Origin of the sequence: Thermobacillus composti KWC4, from assembly GCF_000227705.2 — a bacterium.
Taxonomy (GTDB): Bacteria; Bacillota; Bacilli; order Paenibacillales; family Paenibacillaceae; genus Thermobacillus; species Thermobacillus xylanilyticus.
The window spans coordinates 2,360,024-2,377,997 of record NC_019897.1 but is presented as its reverse complement, the minus strand read 5'-3'; the positions used below and the strand labels follow the sequence as shown (position 1 = coordinate 2,377,997).

Genomic DNA, 17,974 nt, shown 5'->3' with positions numbered 1-17,974 from the left:
AGGCGAACGGATTACATATACGTCATTCAGGGAGTGATACGGATGCAGGCAAGATTGTTGTTGGAGGACGGCACGCTGTTCACCGGCCGCTCGTTCGGGGCGGAAGGGGCCGTCATCGGCGAAGTGGTGTTCAATACCGGCATCACCGGTTATCAGGAAGTATTGTCCGACCCGTCCTATTGCGGGCAAATCGTGACGATGACCTATCCGCTCATCGGCAATTACGGCGTCACGCGCAACGACTTCGAAAGCATCGTCCCCTACGTCCACGGCCTCGTCGTGCGCCGGCATGAGCCGGTTCCGAGCAACTGGCGCGCCGAGACTCCGCTCGACGTCTTGCTGAAGGAAGCGGGCATTCCGGGCATCTCCGAAGTGGACACCCGGATGCTGACGCGCATCATCCGTCATCACGGCACGATGAAGGGGATCATCACCACCGGCAATGAAAGCGTCGAAGAGCTGATGGAACGCCTTCAGGCGACGCCGCTCATGCGCGATCAGGTGGCGCGCACGTCGACGAAGAGCTTCATCAATGTGCCGGGCGGCGGGGAACGGATCGTGCTGATGGACTTCGGCGCGAAGAGCGGCATCCTGCGCGAGCTGACCCGGCGCGGCTGCGACGTCATGGTCGTGCCGTACGACACGACGGCCGAACAGATCCGCCGTCTCAATCCGGACGGCATTCAACTCTCGAACGGACCGGGCGACCCGAAGGATGTCGGCGTCGCGGTGAAGACGATCCGCGAGCTGCTCGGCGAATATCCGATCTTCGGCATCTGTCTCGGCCATCAGCTGCTGGCGCTCGCCTGCGGCGCCGACACGGAGAAGCTGAAGTTCGGCCACCGCGGGGGCAACCATCCGGTGAAGGATCTCGTAAACGGCCGCTGCTACATCACGTCGCAAAACCACGGTTACACCGTGCGCGAAGACTCCATCGCCGGCACCGGCCTCGAAATTACGCACATCAACAACAACGACAAGACGATTGAAGGCCTCCGCCATACGAAATATCCGGCTTTCTCCGTCCAGTACCATCCGGAGGCGTCGCCGGGACCGTTCGATTCGAGCTATCTGTTCGACGACTTCCTCGCCATGATCCGCGAGCACAAGCGCCTGAACCCGCGCAAGCCGCGTCAGATCCATCTGGCGGAGACGCTGAAAGGAGAACTGCTGCATGCCCAGAAATAACGATCTGAAAAAAATTCTCGTCATCGGCTCCGGTCCGATCGTCATCGGCCAGGCAGCGGAATTCGACTACGCCGGCACGCAGGCTTGCCAGGCGCTCAGGGAAGAAGGCTATGAAGTCGTCCTGATCAACAGCAACCCGGCCACGATCATGACGGACACGAACATGGCCGACAAGGTGTACATCGAACCGATCACGCTCGATTTCGTCACGCAGGTGATCCGCCGGGAGCGCCCGGACGGCCTCCTGCCGACGCTCGGCGGGCAGACCGGGCTCAACATGGCGGTCGAGCTGGCGCGCGCGGGCGTGCTGGAGCGCGAAGGCGTGAAACTTCTCGGCACGCAGCTGTCGTCGATCGAGAAAGCGGAAGACCGCGAACTGTTCCGCGAACTGATGCGCGAATTGAACCAGCCGGTTCCCGAGAGCACGATCGTGACCAGCGTCGAGGAAGCGATCGAGTTCGCGAACAACATCGGCTACCCGATCATCGTCCGTCCGGCCTACACGCTCGGCGGTACCGGCGGCGGCATCTGCGTAAGCGAGGAGGAGCTGCGAGAGACGGTCGCGGCGGGCATCCGCTACAGCCCGATCGGCCAGTGCCTCATCGAGAAGAGCATCGCCGGCATGAAAGAGATCGAATACGAGGTCATGCGCGACTCGAACGACAACTGCATCGTTGTCTGCAACATGGAGAACGTCGACCCGGTCGGCGTCCATACCGGCGACAGCATCGTCGTGGCGCCGAGCCAGACGCTGTCCGACCGCGAGTACCAGATGCTGCGCTCGGCGGCGCTCAGCATCATCCGCGCGCTCAAGATCGAAGGCGGCTGCAACGTGCAGTTCGCGCTTGATCCTTACAGCTACCAATATTATGTTATCGAGGTCAACCCGCGGGTCAGCCGCTCGTCGGCGCTCGCGTCGAAGGCGACCGGCTATCCGATCGCCAAGATGGCGGCGAAGATCGCGGTCGGCTACACGCTCGACGAGATCATCAACCCGGTGACGGGCCAGACGTACGCAATGTTCGAGCCGACGATCGACTACATCGTGACGAAAATTCCGCGCTGGCCGTTCGACAAATTCACCACCGCCAACCGGAAGCTCGGCACGCAGATGAAGGCGACCGGCGAAGTGATGGCGATCGGCCGCACGTTCGAGGAATCGATGCACAAGGCGATCCGCTCGCTCGAGATCGGCGCTCACCGCTTCCATCTGAAAGGCGTCGAGTCGATCGACGACGAGACGCTGCGCAAGCGGCTCATCACGCCGGACGACGAGCGCATCTTCCTCGTGGCCGAAGCGTTCCGCCGCGGCTGGAAGCTGCAGGACATCCAGGACCTGACGAAGATCGACTGGTGGTTCCTGGACAAGATCGAAGGCATCGTCGCGTTCGAGCAGCGGATCAAGTCCGAACCGAAATTGACCAAGGAGACGCTGTACGAAGCGAAGCGGCTCGGCTTCGCCGACCGGTCGATCGCGGAGCTCAGGCGCGAGGCGAACCCGTCCGATCCGCACGCCGACGAGGCCGCGGTCCGGGCGTTCAGGCTCGAGCTCGACATCAAGCCGGTGTACAAAATGGTCGACACGTGCGCGGCCGAATTCGAAGCGACGACGCCGTACTACTACTCGACCTACGAGACCGAGAACGAGACGGTGCAGACGGACAAGCCGAAGGTCGTCGTACTCGGCTCCGGCCCGATCCGGATCGGCCAAGGCATCGAGTTCGACTATTCGACCGTCCACGCGGTCTGGGCGATCCGCAAGGCCGGGTATGAAGCGGTCATCATCAACAACAATCCGGAGACGGTGTCGACCGACTTCTCGACGTCCGACCGGCTCTACTTCGAACCGCTGTTCTTCGAGGACGTCATGAACGTCATCGAGCAGGAGCAGCCGGTCGGCGTCATCGTCCAGTTCGGCGGACAGACGGCAATCAATCTGGCCGCGCCGCTGGCCAAGGCCGGCGTGCGCATCCTCGGCTCGGATCTCGAAAGCATCGACCAGGCGGAAGACCGCAAGAAATTCGAGGCGCTGCTCCGCCGGCTGAACATCGCCCAGCCGAAGGGCAGCACGGTCACGTCGGTCGAGGAAGCGGTCGAGACGGCGCGCAGCCTCGGCTATCCGGTGCTCGTCCGCCCATCCTACGTGCTCGGCGGCCGGGCGATGGAGATTGTCTACTCCGACGAGGAGCTGCTCGGCTACATGGAGCAGGCCGTCAAGATCAATCCGGAGCACCCGGTGCTGATCGACCGGTACATGCAGGGCAAGGAAGCGGAAGTCGATGCGATCAGCGACGGCGAGACGGTGCTCATTCCCGGCATCATGGAACACGTCGAGCGGGCCGGCGTCCACTCGGGCGACTCGATCGCGGTCTATCCGCCGCAGTCGCTGTCGGAGGATGTGAAACAGCAGATCGTCGACATCACGATCCGGATCGCCAAGGAACTGAAGGTAGTCGGCATGATCAACATCCAGTTCGTCATTCACCAGGATCAGGTGTACGTCATCGAAGTCAATCCGCGCTCGTCGCGGACGGTGCCTTTCCTCAGCAAGGTGACGAACGTGCCGATGGCGAATCTGGCGACGCAGGCGATCCTCGGCAAGAAGCTGGCCGATCTCGGCTACAAGGAAGGGCTCTGGCCGGAAGACAAGCACGTCTCGGTGAAGGTGCCGGTGTTCTCTTTCGCCAAGCTGCGGCGCGTCGACCCGACACTGACGCCGGAGATGAAATCGACGGGCGAAGTGATGGGCCGCGACGAGCTGTATGCGAAGGCGCTGTACAAAGGGCTGATCGGTGCAGGCATGCGCATTCCGCCGACCGGTTCGATCATCGCAACGGTCGCCGACAAGGACAAGGAAGAAGCGGTCGGCATCCTGCGCGGCTTCTACGATCTCGGCTACAGCATCATCGCGACGGGCGGCACCGCCGATGCGCTGGAGCGCGCCGGCCTGTACGTGACGCGGGTGAACAAGCTGAGCGAAGGGTCGCCGAACATTCTCGACCTGATCCGCAGCGGCAAGGCGCAGTTCGTCGTGAACACGCTGACGAAAGGCCGCACGCCCGAACGCGACGGCTTCCGCATCCGGCGCGAAGCGGTCGAGAACGGCGTCGTCTGCTTGACGTCGCTCGACACGGTGCGGGCGCTGCTGGAAATGCTGCAGGCTCTCAGTTTCGCATCCCGGCCGATGCCGGTGCTTCAGCAGCAGTAACACGTCCGAACGGGAGGCGGTACGCTTGACATTGACGCGGGAAGAAGCGGCAGGGCGCATCATGGTGGCGCTGGACCGCCCGGATGAAGCCGCCGCGGAATCGCTGATCCGGGCGCTTGAAGGCATCCCCTGCTGGCTGAAGGTCGGCATGGAGCTGTTCTACGCGGCCGGCCCGGCGTTCGTCGCCGGACTGAAAGACCGGGGGTACCGCGTCTTCCTCGACGTGAAGATGCACGATATCCCGAATACGGTGAAGGGCGGCGCGGCCAGCGTGACGCGGCTCGGCGTCGACCTGTTCAACGTTCACGCGGCGGGCGGCGTCCGGATGATGGAAGCGGCGCTGGAAGGCGCCGAAGCCGCCTCGGGCGGCCGGCCGCGGCCGCGGGTCATCGCGGTGACGCAGCTGACGAGCACGAGCCAGGCGGTGCTGAACGACGAGATCGGCATTCCGGGCACGGCGGAAGAAGCGGTCGTCCGCTACGCGCGGCTGGCGCGGCGGGCCGGGCTGGACGGCGTCGTCGCGTCCGCCCGGGAAGTGCGCGCGGTGAAAGCGGCGTGCGGCGGCGGGTTTCTCGCCGTCACGCCCGGCATCCGGCCGGCATCCGCTTCGGCCGATGACCAGGAGCGGATCATGACGCCGCGGGAAGCGCTGGACGCGGGAGCGGACTTCCTCGTCATCGGCCGGCCGATCACGGCGGCGCCCGATCCGCGGGAAGCGTTCGAATCCATTGTGAGGGAGTTGACGCACGGATGACCCGACAAACGGCCAACGGCGCGGAGCTGTCCCGTGAAATCGCCCGCCGGCTGCTGGCAATCCACGCGGTTGAGCTTCGCCCGAACGATCCGTTCACCTGGTCGTCGGGCCTGAAGTCGCCGATCTATTGCGACAACCGGCTGACGATGTCCTATCCCGAGGTGCGCGGCCTGATCGCGGACGGATTCGCCTCGATCATCCGGGAACGGTATCCCGAATGCGAAGCGGTCGCCGGCATCGCGACGGGCGGCATTCCGCACGCCGCATGGACGGCGGAGCGGCTCGGACTGCCGATGCTCTACGTGCGGGACAAGGCCAAAGGCCACGGCAAGACGAATCAGATCGAGGGCGCATTCCGGCCCGGCCAGAAAGTCGTGCTGATCGAAGACCTCGTGTCGACCGGCGGCAGCTCGCTGCGGGCGGCCGTGGCCGTGCGCGACGCCGGCTGCGAGGTGCTCGGCACGATCGCGATATTCACGTACGAGTTCCCGCAGGCGGAAGCCGCGTTCGCCGAACAGGGCATTCCGCTTCAGACGCTGTCGTCCTACAGCGTGCTGCTGGAAGCGGCGCTGGAAGCGGGAAGCATCACGGAGGAAGACGCCGCGCTGCTCCGCGGCTGGAAGAACGATCCGGAAGGCTACAGCAGACGATTCGCATAACGCATAACACGGCATAAACGCGAAAAGCCCGGCGCTTCAGGCGCTGGGGTTTTTTCGCTATCGGGAGGGCGGCGGCCGTGTCGGGGAGAATCGCTGATAGAAGGCCTTATTTTATGCCCGAGATGGTGTAGTTGTCCATGATGTACCGTTGGAACAGCAGGAAGACGATGATGATCGGCACGACCATGACGGCGGAAAGCGTGTAATATTTGGCATCGTTGGCGATGATGAGCGGCCAGAGGAAGCTGTTCCATCCGGCAATGAACGTCAGAATGCCCTGCACGGCAAGCACCGAGACGGAAATCGGAAGCACGATCTGCAGGAAGATGCGGAACTCGCCCGCTCCGTCCAGCCGCGTCGCTTCCAGCAATTCGTCCGGAATCGTCGACATGAACTGCCGGAACAGGAAGATCGCGAATGCGCCGACCAGCGACGGGAGCACGATGCCGGTCATCGTATTCGTCAGCCCCATTTTGTTCAGGATGAGGTAAACCGGGATCATCGTCACCTGGCCCGGAATCATCAGCGTGGCGAGCACGAGGTAAAACAGCGGCTCCCTGCCTTTGAATTTGTACTTCGCGAACCCGTACCCGGCCATGGCGTTGAGCAGCATCCCGAGGAAGGAGAAGAACACGATGATGAGCGTGTTCCGCAGATAAACGCCGAAGTTCATCCGCTCGAACAGTTCGACATAGTGCTCCAGGGTGAACGTCTCCGGCCACAGCGTCGGGGGGAAGCGGGCAAATTCCGGTTCCGGCTTGAAGGCGGAGAGGATCATCCACAGGAACGGCAGCACCATCAGAAACCCTCCGACGGTAAGCAAAATGCCTGCGAGCCATTGCATCGTTTTCTGTTTTATCGTCATGGCACCCATCCCCCGATTTCAGTCTTCCTTGCGCTGCAGCCTGAACTGCAGCAGCGTCAGCGTGATGATGGCGAAGAACAGGATGAAGGAACCGGCAGCCGCATATCCGAATTCACTGAATTGGAAGCCGTTCTTGTAGACGAACAGCGCGACGGACATCGTGCCTTCCAGCGGGCCGCCGTCGGTCATGACGAACGGTTCCTCGAAGAACTGCAGCCAGCCGATCAGCGTCGTGACCGAGACGAAGAAAATCGCAAACCGGAGCAGCGGCACGGTGATGTGCCGGATTTGCTTCCACGTCCCGGCGCCGTCGAGCTGGGCCGCTTCGTAGTACGATTTCGGAATGCCCTTGATCGCGGCGAGGAAGATCAGCATATTCAGGCCGATGGCCCGCCACAGCGCAAGAATGATCAGCGAGATTTTGGCCATCACCGGATCTTGCAGCCAGCGGACATCGGGCAGGCCGAAGAAGTTCAACACGGTGTTGAACAAGCCCAGCGACGGGTTGTACAAATAGCTCCACACAACGGCTACCGCCACCACGTTCGTGACAGACGGCATGTAGAACGCGGCGCGGAAAATATCGAACACGCGGGATTTGCCGAAGTTGATGAGCAGCGCGATCGCCAGGGAGAACAGAATAACGAACGGTACGCCGAACACGACGTAAAAGAGCGTGTTGCCGATCGCTTTCAGAAATGAGCCGTCCCGCAGAATTTCCGTGTAGTTGGCCAGTCCGACAAAATGGATATTGGCATAATCCGCGAGTCCCGCCAGATCCATGTCGGTGAAGCTGATAAGGAGCGCGATCAGGATCGGCAGCAGCGAGAACAGAAAGAGCAGAATCAGAGCCGGAGTAATGAAGAAGTAAGGTGCGCTTCTCGGTGTAAAAATTTTCATGCGTGAGCACTTCCTTTGCCGAACGTATAAGAGAAAGCCTGCCGGCTGTATGCGGTTGCCGGCAGGCCGCGGTCCACGCTTATTCGCTCAAGATTTGCTCGGCTTTCGCGTTGAACGCATCCAGCTCCGCCTGGATGTCGGCATTGGCGCGGACGATCCGCTCGAACGAATCCAGGTACGTTTGCGCGATTTTCTCCCATTGGACGATCATCGGCATATGCTCCGAATGACGGAGCTGCTCCTGGATCGCCTGATATTTCGGATCTTCCTTGAGCAGCGGAGCGTCCCATGCCGCAATGTTGGCCGGCAGCGACTTGGTGAGCTCGTTCCACTTCATTTGCGTTTCCTTCTTGCTCATGTACTGGATGAACGCCAGCTCTTCTTCCGGATGTTTCGTGTATTCGAAGACCGCCAGGTTCGATCCGCCGAGAACGGACAGGTTGTTCTCCTTCGCCGGAAGCGGGGCGACCGCCCATTTGCCTTCCAGATCCGGCGCCTGCGACTGGATCGCGTTGATCATCCACGGACCGCTGATGAACATCGGCACGATGCCTTCGCCCGCAAACGCCTGAACCGTATCGAGGCCGAGGTCCAGCGGAGCGGAGCCGTCATCGAAGAAGCCTTTCAAATATTCGACGGCTTCCTTGAATTCCGGCTGGTTGAACAGCGGCTTGCAGCGCAGCCTGGAACGGGAGGCGGAGCGGTACCGGGAATTTCTGTCGTCCGTCATGCGCGGATTCCGCCTCGCGGTACGCGGCGAAGAAACGCCGGAGATGCGTGGTGCGGGACATCTTGAAAATCGTCTTCTCCCACCAGTACGAAGACGATGGCGACTGGCCGCAATGGTTCATGTTCGACCGGTATGCGCCGATCCAGCAGGAGGAAAGCCACGGCGACATCATCGTCTGGCCGCTGAAGGTGCTCGGCGACTACCTGCTCGCGACGGGCGATGCCTCGATTCTGGACGATCGGGTTCCGTACACCGTGCGGGGGACGTTCGTGTTCACCGAGGGGAAAGTTTCGATCCGGGACCATGTCCGCAAAGCGGTCGGACATCTGCATCGTCATTTCCTGCACGGGACGCGCCTGTCCTCTTACGGCGACGGCGACTGGGACGACACGCTGCAGCCGGCGAACCGGCAGCTCAAAACGGTACATGGTCAGCAGCTGGACGGTGGCGCTCACCTATCAGGCGATCCGTCAACTGTCGGAGGGACTGCCGGCGGACGAGCGGGAATGGGCGGAGGAGCTCGCCGCCCTGGCGGACGGCATCCGCGAAGATTTCCATCGCGTGCTCATGCGGACGGACGTCGTGCCCGGCTTCATTTATATGGAGCGGCCGGATGAAGCGGAACTGATGCTGCATCCGACAGACCGGAAAACCGGCATCCGGTACCGCCTGCTGCCGATGCAGCAAAGCATCATTTCGGAGCTCTTCACCCGCGAGCAAGCGGAGTCCCATTACGGGATCATCAAAGAAAAGCTGTACCACCCGGACGGCGTGCGGCTGATGGACCGCCCGGCGAATTATGACGGCGGCAACAGCAAACATTTCAAAAGAGCCGAGCAGGCGGCGAACTTCGGCCGGGAAATCGGGCTGCAGTATGTGCATGCGCACATCCGGTTCGTCGAGGCCATGGCGAAGCTGGGGTATGCGGAGGAAGCGTGGAGCGGCCTGCTGAAGATCAATCCGGTCGGCCTGCAAAGCGCCGTGCCGAATGCGGAACTTCGGCAAAGCAACGTGTACTTCAGCAGCTCCGACGGAAAGTTCAACACCCGCTACGAAGCCGAGCGGCGGTTCGAGGAGCTGCGCACCGGCCGGGCGGCGGTGAAGGGCGGATGGCGGATCTACTCCAGCGGCCCCGGCATCTATCTCAATCAACTGATTGCGAACTGCCTGGGCATTCGGCAGGTGATGGGCGATCTGGTGATCGATCCGGTGCTGCCCGGCCATCTGGACGGACTTGAGTTTGATTTCGTCTGGATGGAGACGCCGGTCCGGTTCGTCTACCATCTGAAATCGGGCAGCCGCCGGGTGGTCGTCAACGGCCGCGAAGTGCCCGCGCTGCCGATCGCCGGGATGTACCGTGAAGGCGGCCTTCGCATCGCCAAGGAGGAATTTGCCAAAGCCCGATCGAATGAAAGGAACAGGGTCGAGATTTTCATCTGATTCACGGAGGCGGATGAACAAGGAGTGCAAAAGCCTTGGTGAGCATAAAAGACATTGCCAAAAAAGCGGGGGTTTCCATCTCCACCGTATCCTACGCGCTCAACGGCAGCCCGAAGGTGACGGAGGAGACCCGGCAAAAAATTCTGGCGGTCGCCGAAGAGCTGAAATATGTGCCCAATGCGGCCGCCAGAACGCTCAAAACGCGGGAGACGAAGGTGATCGGGCTCTATCTGACCGATTTCGGCGGCGCCTTCTACGGCGATTTGCTGCAAGGCGTGAAAGAGGTTCTCAACCAGAAGGGGTACGATCTGATCGTCTGCAGCGGCAAGCGGTCCCACCGGTTTCTGCCGGAGCGGACAATCGACGGCGCAATCGTGCTCGACGCGACGTTCTCGGACAAAGAGCTGCTGAAATATGCGGAAATGGGAAAAAAGATCGTCGTACTGGACCGGGAACTCGATCACCCGAACATCAATCACGTCTTTCTGGACAACAAGGCGGGGGCGACGCTGGCTATGGAGTATCTGTGGGAGAACGGCCATCGCCGGATCTATGTCGTCACCGGACCGAAGGCGTCTTACGACTCGAATCAGCGGCTGAAGGCCGTCCGGCAGTTCGCCGAGCGGCATGAGCTGGACGTGAAGGAAGTCGAAGGGCGGTTCACGAAGGAGTCCGGCGAGCTGGCGGCGGAACGGATTTTTCAAGAGTACGAAGAACCGACGGCGGTGTTTTGCCTCAATGACGAGATGGCCGTAGGGTTGTATATGTTTTTTCGCAAAACCGATTTGGTGATCGGGCGCCACATCCACATTATCGGATTTGACAACATCGAGCTTGCGGAATACATCAGCCCCCGGCTCGCGACCATCGATTATTCGAAGCGGAAATGGGGCGCCCTGGCATCCGAGCAGCTGCTGAAAATGCTGAGCGGCAAAAGCGTGGAACACGAAAGGATATACGTCAAACTGATCCCGGGCGAATCCGTGGGCAGTCTCTCGAATCGATGAAGATTCGGAGACTGCCATTCTTGATTTGCTCGAGCAGGGAACCCGCCGATGGCATGACAATAACGCAAACAACATAACGTTATCATAACAAAACTTGAACAAATCTGTTTTTCATTTGCTTATGGCAGGCAATTTGTTATGATAGTTATGTAAGCGCATGCATCACGGGAACCGACTGATGACCGGAGAAGCAGTTTTGATGAAATGGTGACCATGACGAAGGAGTGGATCGGCTTGAACGAAGCGGAACAGGCCCGGGGGCCGCTGCTTGAAGCCCGCGGCGTCACGCGGGTGTTCGGAAAGGGCGGCAACCGGGTGTATGCGCTGCGCGGTGCATCGCTTGCCGTCGGCGAAGGCCGGCTGGTCGCGCTGAAAGGCCGTTCCGGCTCGGGCAAAACGACGCTTCTCAATATCATGGCCGCGCTGGATACGCCGACCGAAGGGACCGTCCTCTACGGCGGCAGGGATGCCGGCCGCATGTCGGAACGGGAGAAGAACGAACTGCGCAAGCGCGAGATCGGCCTCATTTTCCAGTCGTTCGCCCTCGTGCCGTACATGACCGCGTTCGAGAACGTCGAGTTCGGACTGCGCATCGCGGAAGTACCGGCGGCCGAAAGGCGCAAGCGGGCGGAAGAAGCGCTCAAGTTCGTCGGCCTGGCCGGCCGGATGCACCATATGCCGCAGGAACTGTCGGGCGGCGAACAGCAGCGGACGGCGATCGCGCGCGCCATCGCGCACAAGCCGAGACTGATCCTGGCCGACGAACCGACCGCCGAACTGGATTCGCGCATGGGCCGGCAGGTCATCGGCGTATTCCGCGAACTGGTCAGGAACGAAGGCGTGACGATTGTGCTGACGACCCACGACCCGAACATCATGGAAATGGTCGACGACGTTTACGCACTGGAGGATGGTAGAGTTGAACTGGAACGCGTCAACGGGGGCTAAACTTCGTCCGGCGGCGCTCGCGGGCCTGCTGGCGGCCGGCGCGGCGCTCGGCGGATGCAGCCTGCTGCCGAAAGATCCCGAACCGCTCAAGCCTCCGCTTGTCAAGCCGGCGCAGGCCGAGATCCGGACCGTGGAAGCGTCGCTGGGCACCATTGTCCGGCAGGTGACGGGATCCGGAACGTTCGTGCCGACCGAGGTGCAATACTATCAGTTCAAGGAAGGCGGCGTCCTCGAGACCGTCCATGTCCGCGCCGGCCAGGAGGTGAAGCGGGGCGATCTGCTCGTCACCCTGGAGAACAAGGGCATCGACATTGAACTGCTGCAGCGCGAGCTCGAGTACGAGAAGAAGAAGCTTGCCTTCGAAGAGGCGCTCAAGAGCGGCAACGAGCGCGAGGCGAACATCGCCCGGATCGAATTCGAGATCGCGCGGCGGCAGTTCGACCAGACGAAGGAGAAAGCGGAAAACGCGGTGCTCAAGGCCGAGCGGGAAGGCATCGTCTCCTATGCGACGGATCTGCAGCCCGGCGATTATGTTGACGGAGGCCGCGTGCTCGCGGCGGTGGCTTCCCCGGCCGGCATGCGGCTTGCGCTGCAGACCGCGGCCAATCCGGTGCTGGCCGATATCCGCATCGGGATGGAAGCGGAGGTGACTTACAAGGGGCGGATCTATACGGGCACCGTGACGCAGACGCCGTCCACGGCGCCGCCGACGGACGACGACCGGCTGCGCGAGGAATATGCGCGCACGCTGTACATCGAGCTCGACGAGCTGCCGGAAGACGCGTCGTTCGGCTCCATTGCCGACGTCAAGATCGTTGCCGCGCGCCGCGACAATGTCGTCGTGGTGCCGAAGGGGGCCGTGCGGACCTACTTCGGCAGAACGTTTGTTCAGGTTCTGGACGGGGAACGGCGCAGGGAAGTCGATGTCGAGACCGGCATCGAGAATGCGACGGAATACGAAATCGTGCAAGGCGTGGAACCGGGCATGCTGCTCATCCTCCAGTAAACGCCGCGGATGAACGATCTGCCAGAAGAAATGAGGGAGTCCCGACATGTCCGTACTCATCATGCTGCTGCGCAAGATGGCGCGCAACCGATGGCTTGTCGGCAGCCTGCTGGCGGGGATGTTGTGCTGCATCGCGCTCACGTCCAGCATGCCGCTGTACAAGAACGCGGTTCTCCGCTACATGCTCGTCCAGGATCTGGACCGCAGCTACGCGCATACCGGCTATCATCCCGGCGTCATCTCGATCGACATCGGCATGCGGACCGACGACCGCAAGGCGCAGAAGACGATCGTCGAGCGGTATGAATCCTATTGGGATGCGGTCATTGTCCGCAATGACAGGCTGAATGTTCAACTTGATCAAAGGGTGATGGAGACCGTCCGGTTCGCGCTGACGCCTGTCGACCCGACGCGCATCGATCCGGATCCGAAACGCTCCGCGAAATTCGCGGCCCGCAGCGGTCTCGAAGACAAGGTGCGCATCGTCGACGGCCGCCTGCCGGAGAAGCGGCAGCCGGTGAACGGCGTCTACGAAGTCATGCTGACCGACGCGGCGCTCTCCGAACTGAACATGCTGCTCGGCCAGGAATTCCGGATCGAGGATCCCCGGGTCAGCCGCGGCGACATTGTGATCAGGCCGGTCGCCGTTATTGCGGAACACGATCTGAACGACCCGTACTGGAGCCGGTCGAATCTGCAGCAGGAGCGCAACACGCTGTTTCTGGCGGAAGAAGTGTTCCGCGGCAGTTTTCCGGCGGACGGGCCGATCGTCTACGGGAAGGTCGGTGCGCTGGCCGTCACGGACTACACCGCGTACGACACCGGAACCGCGGCGTTCGTGCTGAACCTGAAAGGGAAAATGGCGGCCGACATGATGGGGAATTTCAATTATTCCGTCAGCACCTCGGTGTGGATCCCCGGCAGCGACGCCATGACGGCCTATGCCGACCGCGAGATGACGCTGCGGAACCTGCTCTTGTCGCTGAATGTACCGCTGCTCATCCTGATCGGCTTCTACCTCTACATGGTGTCCGGCATGCTCATCGAGCGGCAGCAGGCGGAAATCGCGGTGCTCCGAAGCCGGGGAGCTTCGCGGCTGCATATCATCGCCATCTATGCCATGGAGTTCGGCCTGTTGACCGCCGCCGCCCTGGCCGCCGGGCCCTGGATCGGCGCCGCATTCACGCGGGTGCTCGGGTCGACCGGCACGTTCCTGAACTTCGTCGACCGCGGCGCGCTGAGCGTCGAGATGACCGCCGAGAGCTGGCTGTACGCGGGAATGGCCGCCGTCTTCGCATGGGGCGTCAATCTGACGCCGGTCCTGACCGCGACCCGTGTGACGATCGTCGACCAGAAGCGGGCAAGGGCGCGCGAGGGCAAGCGGCCGGCCTGGATGACGTTCGGGCTGGATGTCATCCTGATCGGCCTCGCGTTCTACGGCTACTGGCTGTTCACCGAGCGGATGAAAGATCTTGTGAAACTCGGCCTGGACGGGAAGTCGCTGTCGGCCGATCCGCTGCTGTACACCGTGCCAACCCTGTTCGTGCTCGGCGCCGGGCTGCTGCTGATCCGGATTTATCCGCTGCTCGTCGCGCTCATCTACCGGATCGGGCGCAAAGCCTGGCCGCCGCAGCTCTATTCGACGCTGCTCCTGGTCAGCCGGCGCAACCGCGTCTATCACGGACTGATGCTGTTCCTCGTCCTGACCATCGGCACGGGAGTCTACAACGCCAACGCGGCCCGGACGATCAACGTCAACATGGAGGACCAGGTCTGGTACGCGGGCGGCGCGGACATCGTGCTGCGCCAGCATTGGGTGAACGATGCGCCCGTATCGGCGCCTGGTGCCGGTGGTCCGTCGGGGCCGGCGGTCGTCTCGTCCAGGATCAACTACCTGGAGCCGCCGTTCGAGTTGATCGAGAGCCTGCCCGGCGTCCGGCGGGCGGCGAAGGTGTTCAAGCGGGAAGACGCGGACGCCTGGTTCGGCACGAAGAGCGGCAAAGTGACGCTGATGGGCATCGAGACGGACGCCTTCGGCGAGACGGCCTGGATGAAGGACGGTCTGTTGCCCCATCATTTTTACGAATATTTGAACCTGATCGCGCCGGACCCGCGGGCGGTGCTGGTCTCCCGGACGGCGGCGGAATATTTCGGCCTTGCGTCCGGCGACCCGATCGACATCGGCTGGGAAGGCCGCCGGCCGACGCGGCTGACGGTGTACGGCGTCGTCGATTACTTCCCGTCGTTCAATCCGAATCCGACGGCCGCGCAGGGCAGGCCGTCCGGCCAGGCGCCGATGCTGGTCGTCGCGCATCTCGACACGATCCAGCAATCCATCGGGCTGGAGCCTTACGACGTCTGGGTGAAGCTGGAGGAAGGCGCGGACCGGCAGGCGCTGCTCGATGCGATTACCGAGCGGAACATCCGGCTCGAGAAGTTCGAGGATACGGTCGGCGCGGTCGCACAGAGCCGGCTCGATCCGTTCCGCATGGCGGTCAACGGTGTCATGAGCCTCGGCTTTATCGTATCGCTGATCGTCAGCTTCATCGGCTTCATGCTGTTCTGGCTGCTGTCCCTGCAGGGGCGGATGCTGCAGCTCGGCATCTATCGGGCGATGGGCATTTCGTTCCGCCAGCTGCTCGGTATGCTGGTCGTCGAACAGCTCCTCACGACCGGCGCCGGCTTCCTGATCGGTCTCGGGACGGGACTCGCGGCCGGAAGGATCTTCGTGCCGCTGCTTAAGCTTTCGTTCGATCCGGGCAAAATCGTGCCGCCGTTCGAGGTCGTAGCGGACCATTCCGACATCATCCGGCTGGCGATCGTGACGGCGGTCATGCTTGCCGCGGCGCTTCTGATTCTCGTCTGGCTGCTGAAGCGGATGAACATCCACCAGGCGGTCAAACTCGGGGAGGATTGATCCGATGATCAGTTGCGAGAATCTGGTGAAGATTTACAAGACGGCCGATATTGAAGTCGTGGCGCTCCAGGGGCTCAATCTGCAGGTCGAACAGGGCGAGATGATGGCAATCATCGGCAACTCCGGCAGCGGCAAGTCGACGCTGCTGAACATGCTGGGCGGACTGGATCGCCCGTCTGCGGGAAAGCTGCATGTCGACGGCAAGGACATGCTGAAGCTGACGGACAAGGAGCTGACCCGCTACAAGCGGGAGACGGTCGGTTTCATCTGGCAGAACAAGGCGCGCAACCTGATTCCCTATCTGACGGCGCGGGAAAACGTCGAAATCCCGATGTTGCTGCACGACCGGAAGCAGAAGCGGATGCGCGCGATGGAACTGCTTGATGCGGTGGGACTCGGCCATCGGGCGAACAACCGCCTGGAGCAGCTGTCGGGAGGCGAGCAGCAGCGGGTCGCGATCGCCATCGCCCTGGCCAACCGGCCAAAACTGCTGCTGGCGGACGAACCGACGGGCGCGCTCGATACCCGGACGTCCGCGCAGATCATGGGACTGCTGTGCAAGCTGAACGCCGAGCTCGGGCTGACGATCGTCATCGTCACCCATGACCTCAGCCTGGCGAAGCAGGTGAAACGGGTGGTTGCGATTCGCGACGGGCGGACGTCATCCGAGATGATCCTCCGGCAGAGCGGGGACGCCGGAGCGGGCGTCGGGGCGGACGACGCCTTCGACACCCATATTGAATACGCCGTCATGGACCGTTCGGGCCGCATCCAGGTCCCCGAGCATTACCTGGAAGCGGTCGGCGCAAAGGACGCCGACAAGGTGCTGCTCAGGCTCGAGAACGACCGGATTGTGCTGCTGCCCGCGGATGCGGGAAATAAGGAACAGTGAGACGAAAATTGGTATAATGATAGGAGCAATCCAGATTCGACACGAAATTTCGGGGAATGGATGGGAATGGATGAGGGAAGATGAAACGGAGAGTGACGATCCAGGAGATTGCCGATCTCGCCGGTGTTTCGAAATTTGCGGTATCGCGGGCGCTTACGGGCAAAAGCGGCGTCAGTGCGGCGACCCGGGAGATGATTTTGAAGGCGGCGGGAGAGCTAGGTTACTTCAAGAACAACGAACCGAAGCGGTTCTCCGGGGAATTGCACGATGAAGTCGACCGCAAATGGACGGGGACGATTGTCATTCTGTTTCCGAACATCCGGTACCAGAACAAGGAGTCCGTTTACTGGGGGCCGGTGTTCGAAGGCATTTCGTCCCGGCTCAACCAGAAAGGCATCGACATCCTGACGCTTACCGAACCGTCGCGGGACAATATTTTCTCGCTGGTCAAGCCGGAAGCGATCCAGGGCATCATCACGATCGGCACGATCTCGACGCCGATTCTGCTGGAAATCCGCCGTCTGAACATTCCGGTCGTCATGGTCGACCACGCCGACCCGGCGTTCCACTGCGACACCGTCTTCACGGACAATTACAACTGCATGAAGGATCTGACGACCAAGCTGATCGGCAAAGGATATCGGCGCTTCCAGTTTGTCGGCACGATCAACGATGCGCAGAGCTACTTCGAGCGCTGGCTGGCGTTCCGGGCGACGCTGGAAAGCTACGGCATCGAGCACAAGCAGGATCCCGCACTGATCAGTCCTGATGCGAGCGAGCGGCTGTACAAGCTGATTCCCGAGCTGCCGCTTGACGAATTGCCGGAAGTATTCGTCTGCGTCAACGACACGATCGCCGAGTTCATGATCGATGAACTGCGCAAACGCGGCTTCGACGTGCCGCGCGACTGCGCGGTAACGGGATTCGACAACACGAACACGACGCACCCGATCTACGCCACGGTGAATGTCAACAAAGAATTGCTCGGCATGCGCGCCGTCGACCAGATGCTGTGGCGTATTCTGAATCGGGATTCGGCCGTCGAGCGGAAGCTGCTGTACGGCGATGTCATCATCCGCGAATCCCACGCTTATACCGGAAACCATTCGCCGGGTTCCTGACGGGGCGGCGCGCCGTTCCGGCAGCGTGACGGATGCAGTGTGCGCGTAACATTTTTGACGGATGGCCCGGGGCGGGCGATGCAATCAGGCGGTTCTTCCGAAGCGGCATGCGGCAGCGCCGTTTCGGAAGAACCGCCTGATGTTGTTTGACTAACAAACAAGCATGCACAACAAAACAAAACCAAACAAAATTAAAAAATAATTGACGCAACAAACCAAATAAATATTGACTGAATATACTTGCGGTGATATGATTGTTTTGCAATAAATCCGAATATAGGTTGCGGTGGTGATGGGCAGCTGTAGTGTCGGGCGTTTTGTTGTAAACGTTTCCTCGGG

13 protein-coding genes and 1 pseudogene are annotated in these 17,974 nt (G+C 61.5%); 11 read left to right on the top strand and 3 right to left on the bottom strand.

Features of this window, described 5'->3' with window-relative positions; genetic code table 11:
- Positions 1-42: 42 nt before the first annotated feature.
- The 4 genes from THECO_RS11165 to pyrE are packed head-to-tail and all read left to right on the top strand — an operon-like array spanning position 43 to position 5,809.
- Entirely contained in the window at positions 43-1,188 is a 1,146-nt protein-coding gene (locus THECO_RS11165; RefSeq protein WP_015255145.1) for a carbamoyl phosphate synthase small subunit, read from the top strand.
- Positions 1,175-4,396 (top strand): carbamoyl-phosphate synthase large subunit, encoded by a 3,222-nt coding sequence (gene carB / locus THECO_RS11160; protein ID WP_015255144.1) that lies wholly within the window; start codon positions 1,175-1,177, stop codon positions 4,394-4,396. Before THECO_RS11165 ends, carB begins: the two co-directional genes overlap by 14 nt.
- 25 nt (positions 4,397-4,421) lie before the next feature.
- The gene (gene pyrF / locus THECO_RS11155; RefSeq protein ID WP_015255143.1) at positions 4,422-5,150 is read left to right on the top strand and encodes an orotidine-5'-phosphate decarboxylase; all 729 of its coding nucleotides are present in this window, start codon (positions 4,422-4,424) and stop codon (positions 5,148-5,150) included.
- Positions 5,147-5,809 (top strand): orotate phosphoribosyltransferase, encoded by a 663-nt coding sequence (gene pyrE / locus THECO_RS11150; protein WP_015255142.1) that lies wholly within the window; start codon positions 5,147-5,149, stop codon positions 5,807-5,809. The genes pyrF and pyrE overlap by 4 nt, the downstream gene beginning before the upstream one ends.
- A gap of 106 nt (positions 5,810-5,915) precedes the next feature.
- Here the strand turns inward: pyrE and THECO_RS11145 are convergent, their stop codons facing one another.
- The 3 genes from THECO_RS11145 to THECO_RS11135 form a co-directional block, all read right to left on the bottom strand.
- Positions 5,916-6,683 carry a carbohydrate ABC transporter permease gene (locus THECO_RS11145; protein ID WP_041853886.1) on the bottom strand — a complete coding sequence of 256 codons (768 nt, stop codon included), beginning with the start codon at positions 6,681-6,683 and terminating at the stop codon, positions 5,916-5,918.
- A 9-nt stretch (positions 6,684-6,692) separates the two neighbouring features.
- On the bottom strand, positions 6,693-7,574 hold the full coding sequence (locus tag THECO_RS11140; RefSeq protein ID WP_015255140.1) for a carbohydrate ABC transporter permease: 882 nt from the start codon (positions 7,572-7,574) through the stop codon (positions 6,693-6,695).
- Between the two features lie 79 nt (positions 7,575-7,653).
- Entirely contained in the window at positions 7,654-8,304 is a 651-nt protein-coding gene (locus tag THECO_RS11135; RefSeq protein ID WP_083883206.1) for an extracellular solute-binding protein, read from the bottom strand.
- Here THECO_RS11135 and THECO_RS11130 point away from each other — a divergent pair.
- The 7 genes and pseudogenes from THECO_RS11130 to THECO_RS11100 form a co-directional block, all read left to right on the top strand.
- Positions 8,259-9,744: pseudogene (locus THECO_RS11130) on the top strand (GH36-type glycosyl hydrolase domain-containing protein); the annotation flags it as partial. The gene THECO_RS11135 and the pseudogene THECO_RS11130 overlap by 46 nt on opposite strands.
- A 35-nt stretch (positions 9,745-9,779) precedes the next feature.
- Positions 9,780-10,751 (top strand): LacI family DNA-binding transcriptional regulator, encoded by a 972-nt coding sequence (locus THECO_RS11125; RefSeq protein ID WP_015255139.1) that lies wholly within the window; start codon positions 9,780-9,782, stop codon positions 10,749-10,751.
- A 204-nt stretch (positions 10,752-10,955) separates the two neighbouring features.
- Positions 10,956-11,699, top strand: a complete 744-nt coding sequence (locus tag THECO_RS11120; protein WP_408646034.1) for an ABC transporter ATP-binding protein — start codon at positions 10,956-10,958, stop codon at positions 11,697-11,699.
- Complete coding sequence (locus THECO_RS11115) at positions 11,671-12,705, top strand: efflux RND transporter periplasmic adaptor subunit (protein ID WP_015255137.1); 1,035 nt, start codon at positions 11,671-11,673, stop codon at positions 12,703-12,705. Before THECO_RS11120 ends, THECO_RS11115 begins: the two co-directional genes overlap by 29 nt.
- A gap of 46 nt (positions 12,706-12,751) precedes the next feature.
- The gene (locus tag THECO_RS11110) at positions 12,752-15,622 is read left to right on the top strand and encodes an ABC transporter permease (protein ID WP_015255136.1); all 2,871 of its coding nucleotides are present in this window, start codon (positions 12,752-12,754) and stop codon (positions 15,620-15,622) included.
- A 4-nt stretch (positions 15,623-15,626) separates the two neighbouring features.
- A complete protein-coding gene (locus tag THECO_RS11105; protein WP_015255135.1) occupies positions 15,627-16,514 on the top strand; it encodes an ATP-binding cassette domain-containing protein in 888 nt (295 codons plus the stop codon).
- Between the two features lie 80 nt (positions 16,515-16,594).
- Positions 16,595-17,635: a LacI family DNA-binding transcriptional regulator gene (locus THECO_RS11100; RefSeq protein ID WP_015255134.1), complete on the top strand. Its 1,041-nt coding sequence runs from the start codon at positions 16,595-16,597 to the stop codon at positions 17,633-17,635.
- Positions 17,636-17,974 lie beyond the last annotated feature (339 nt).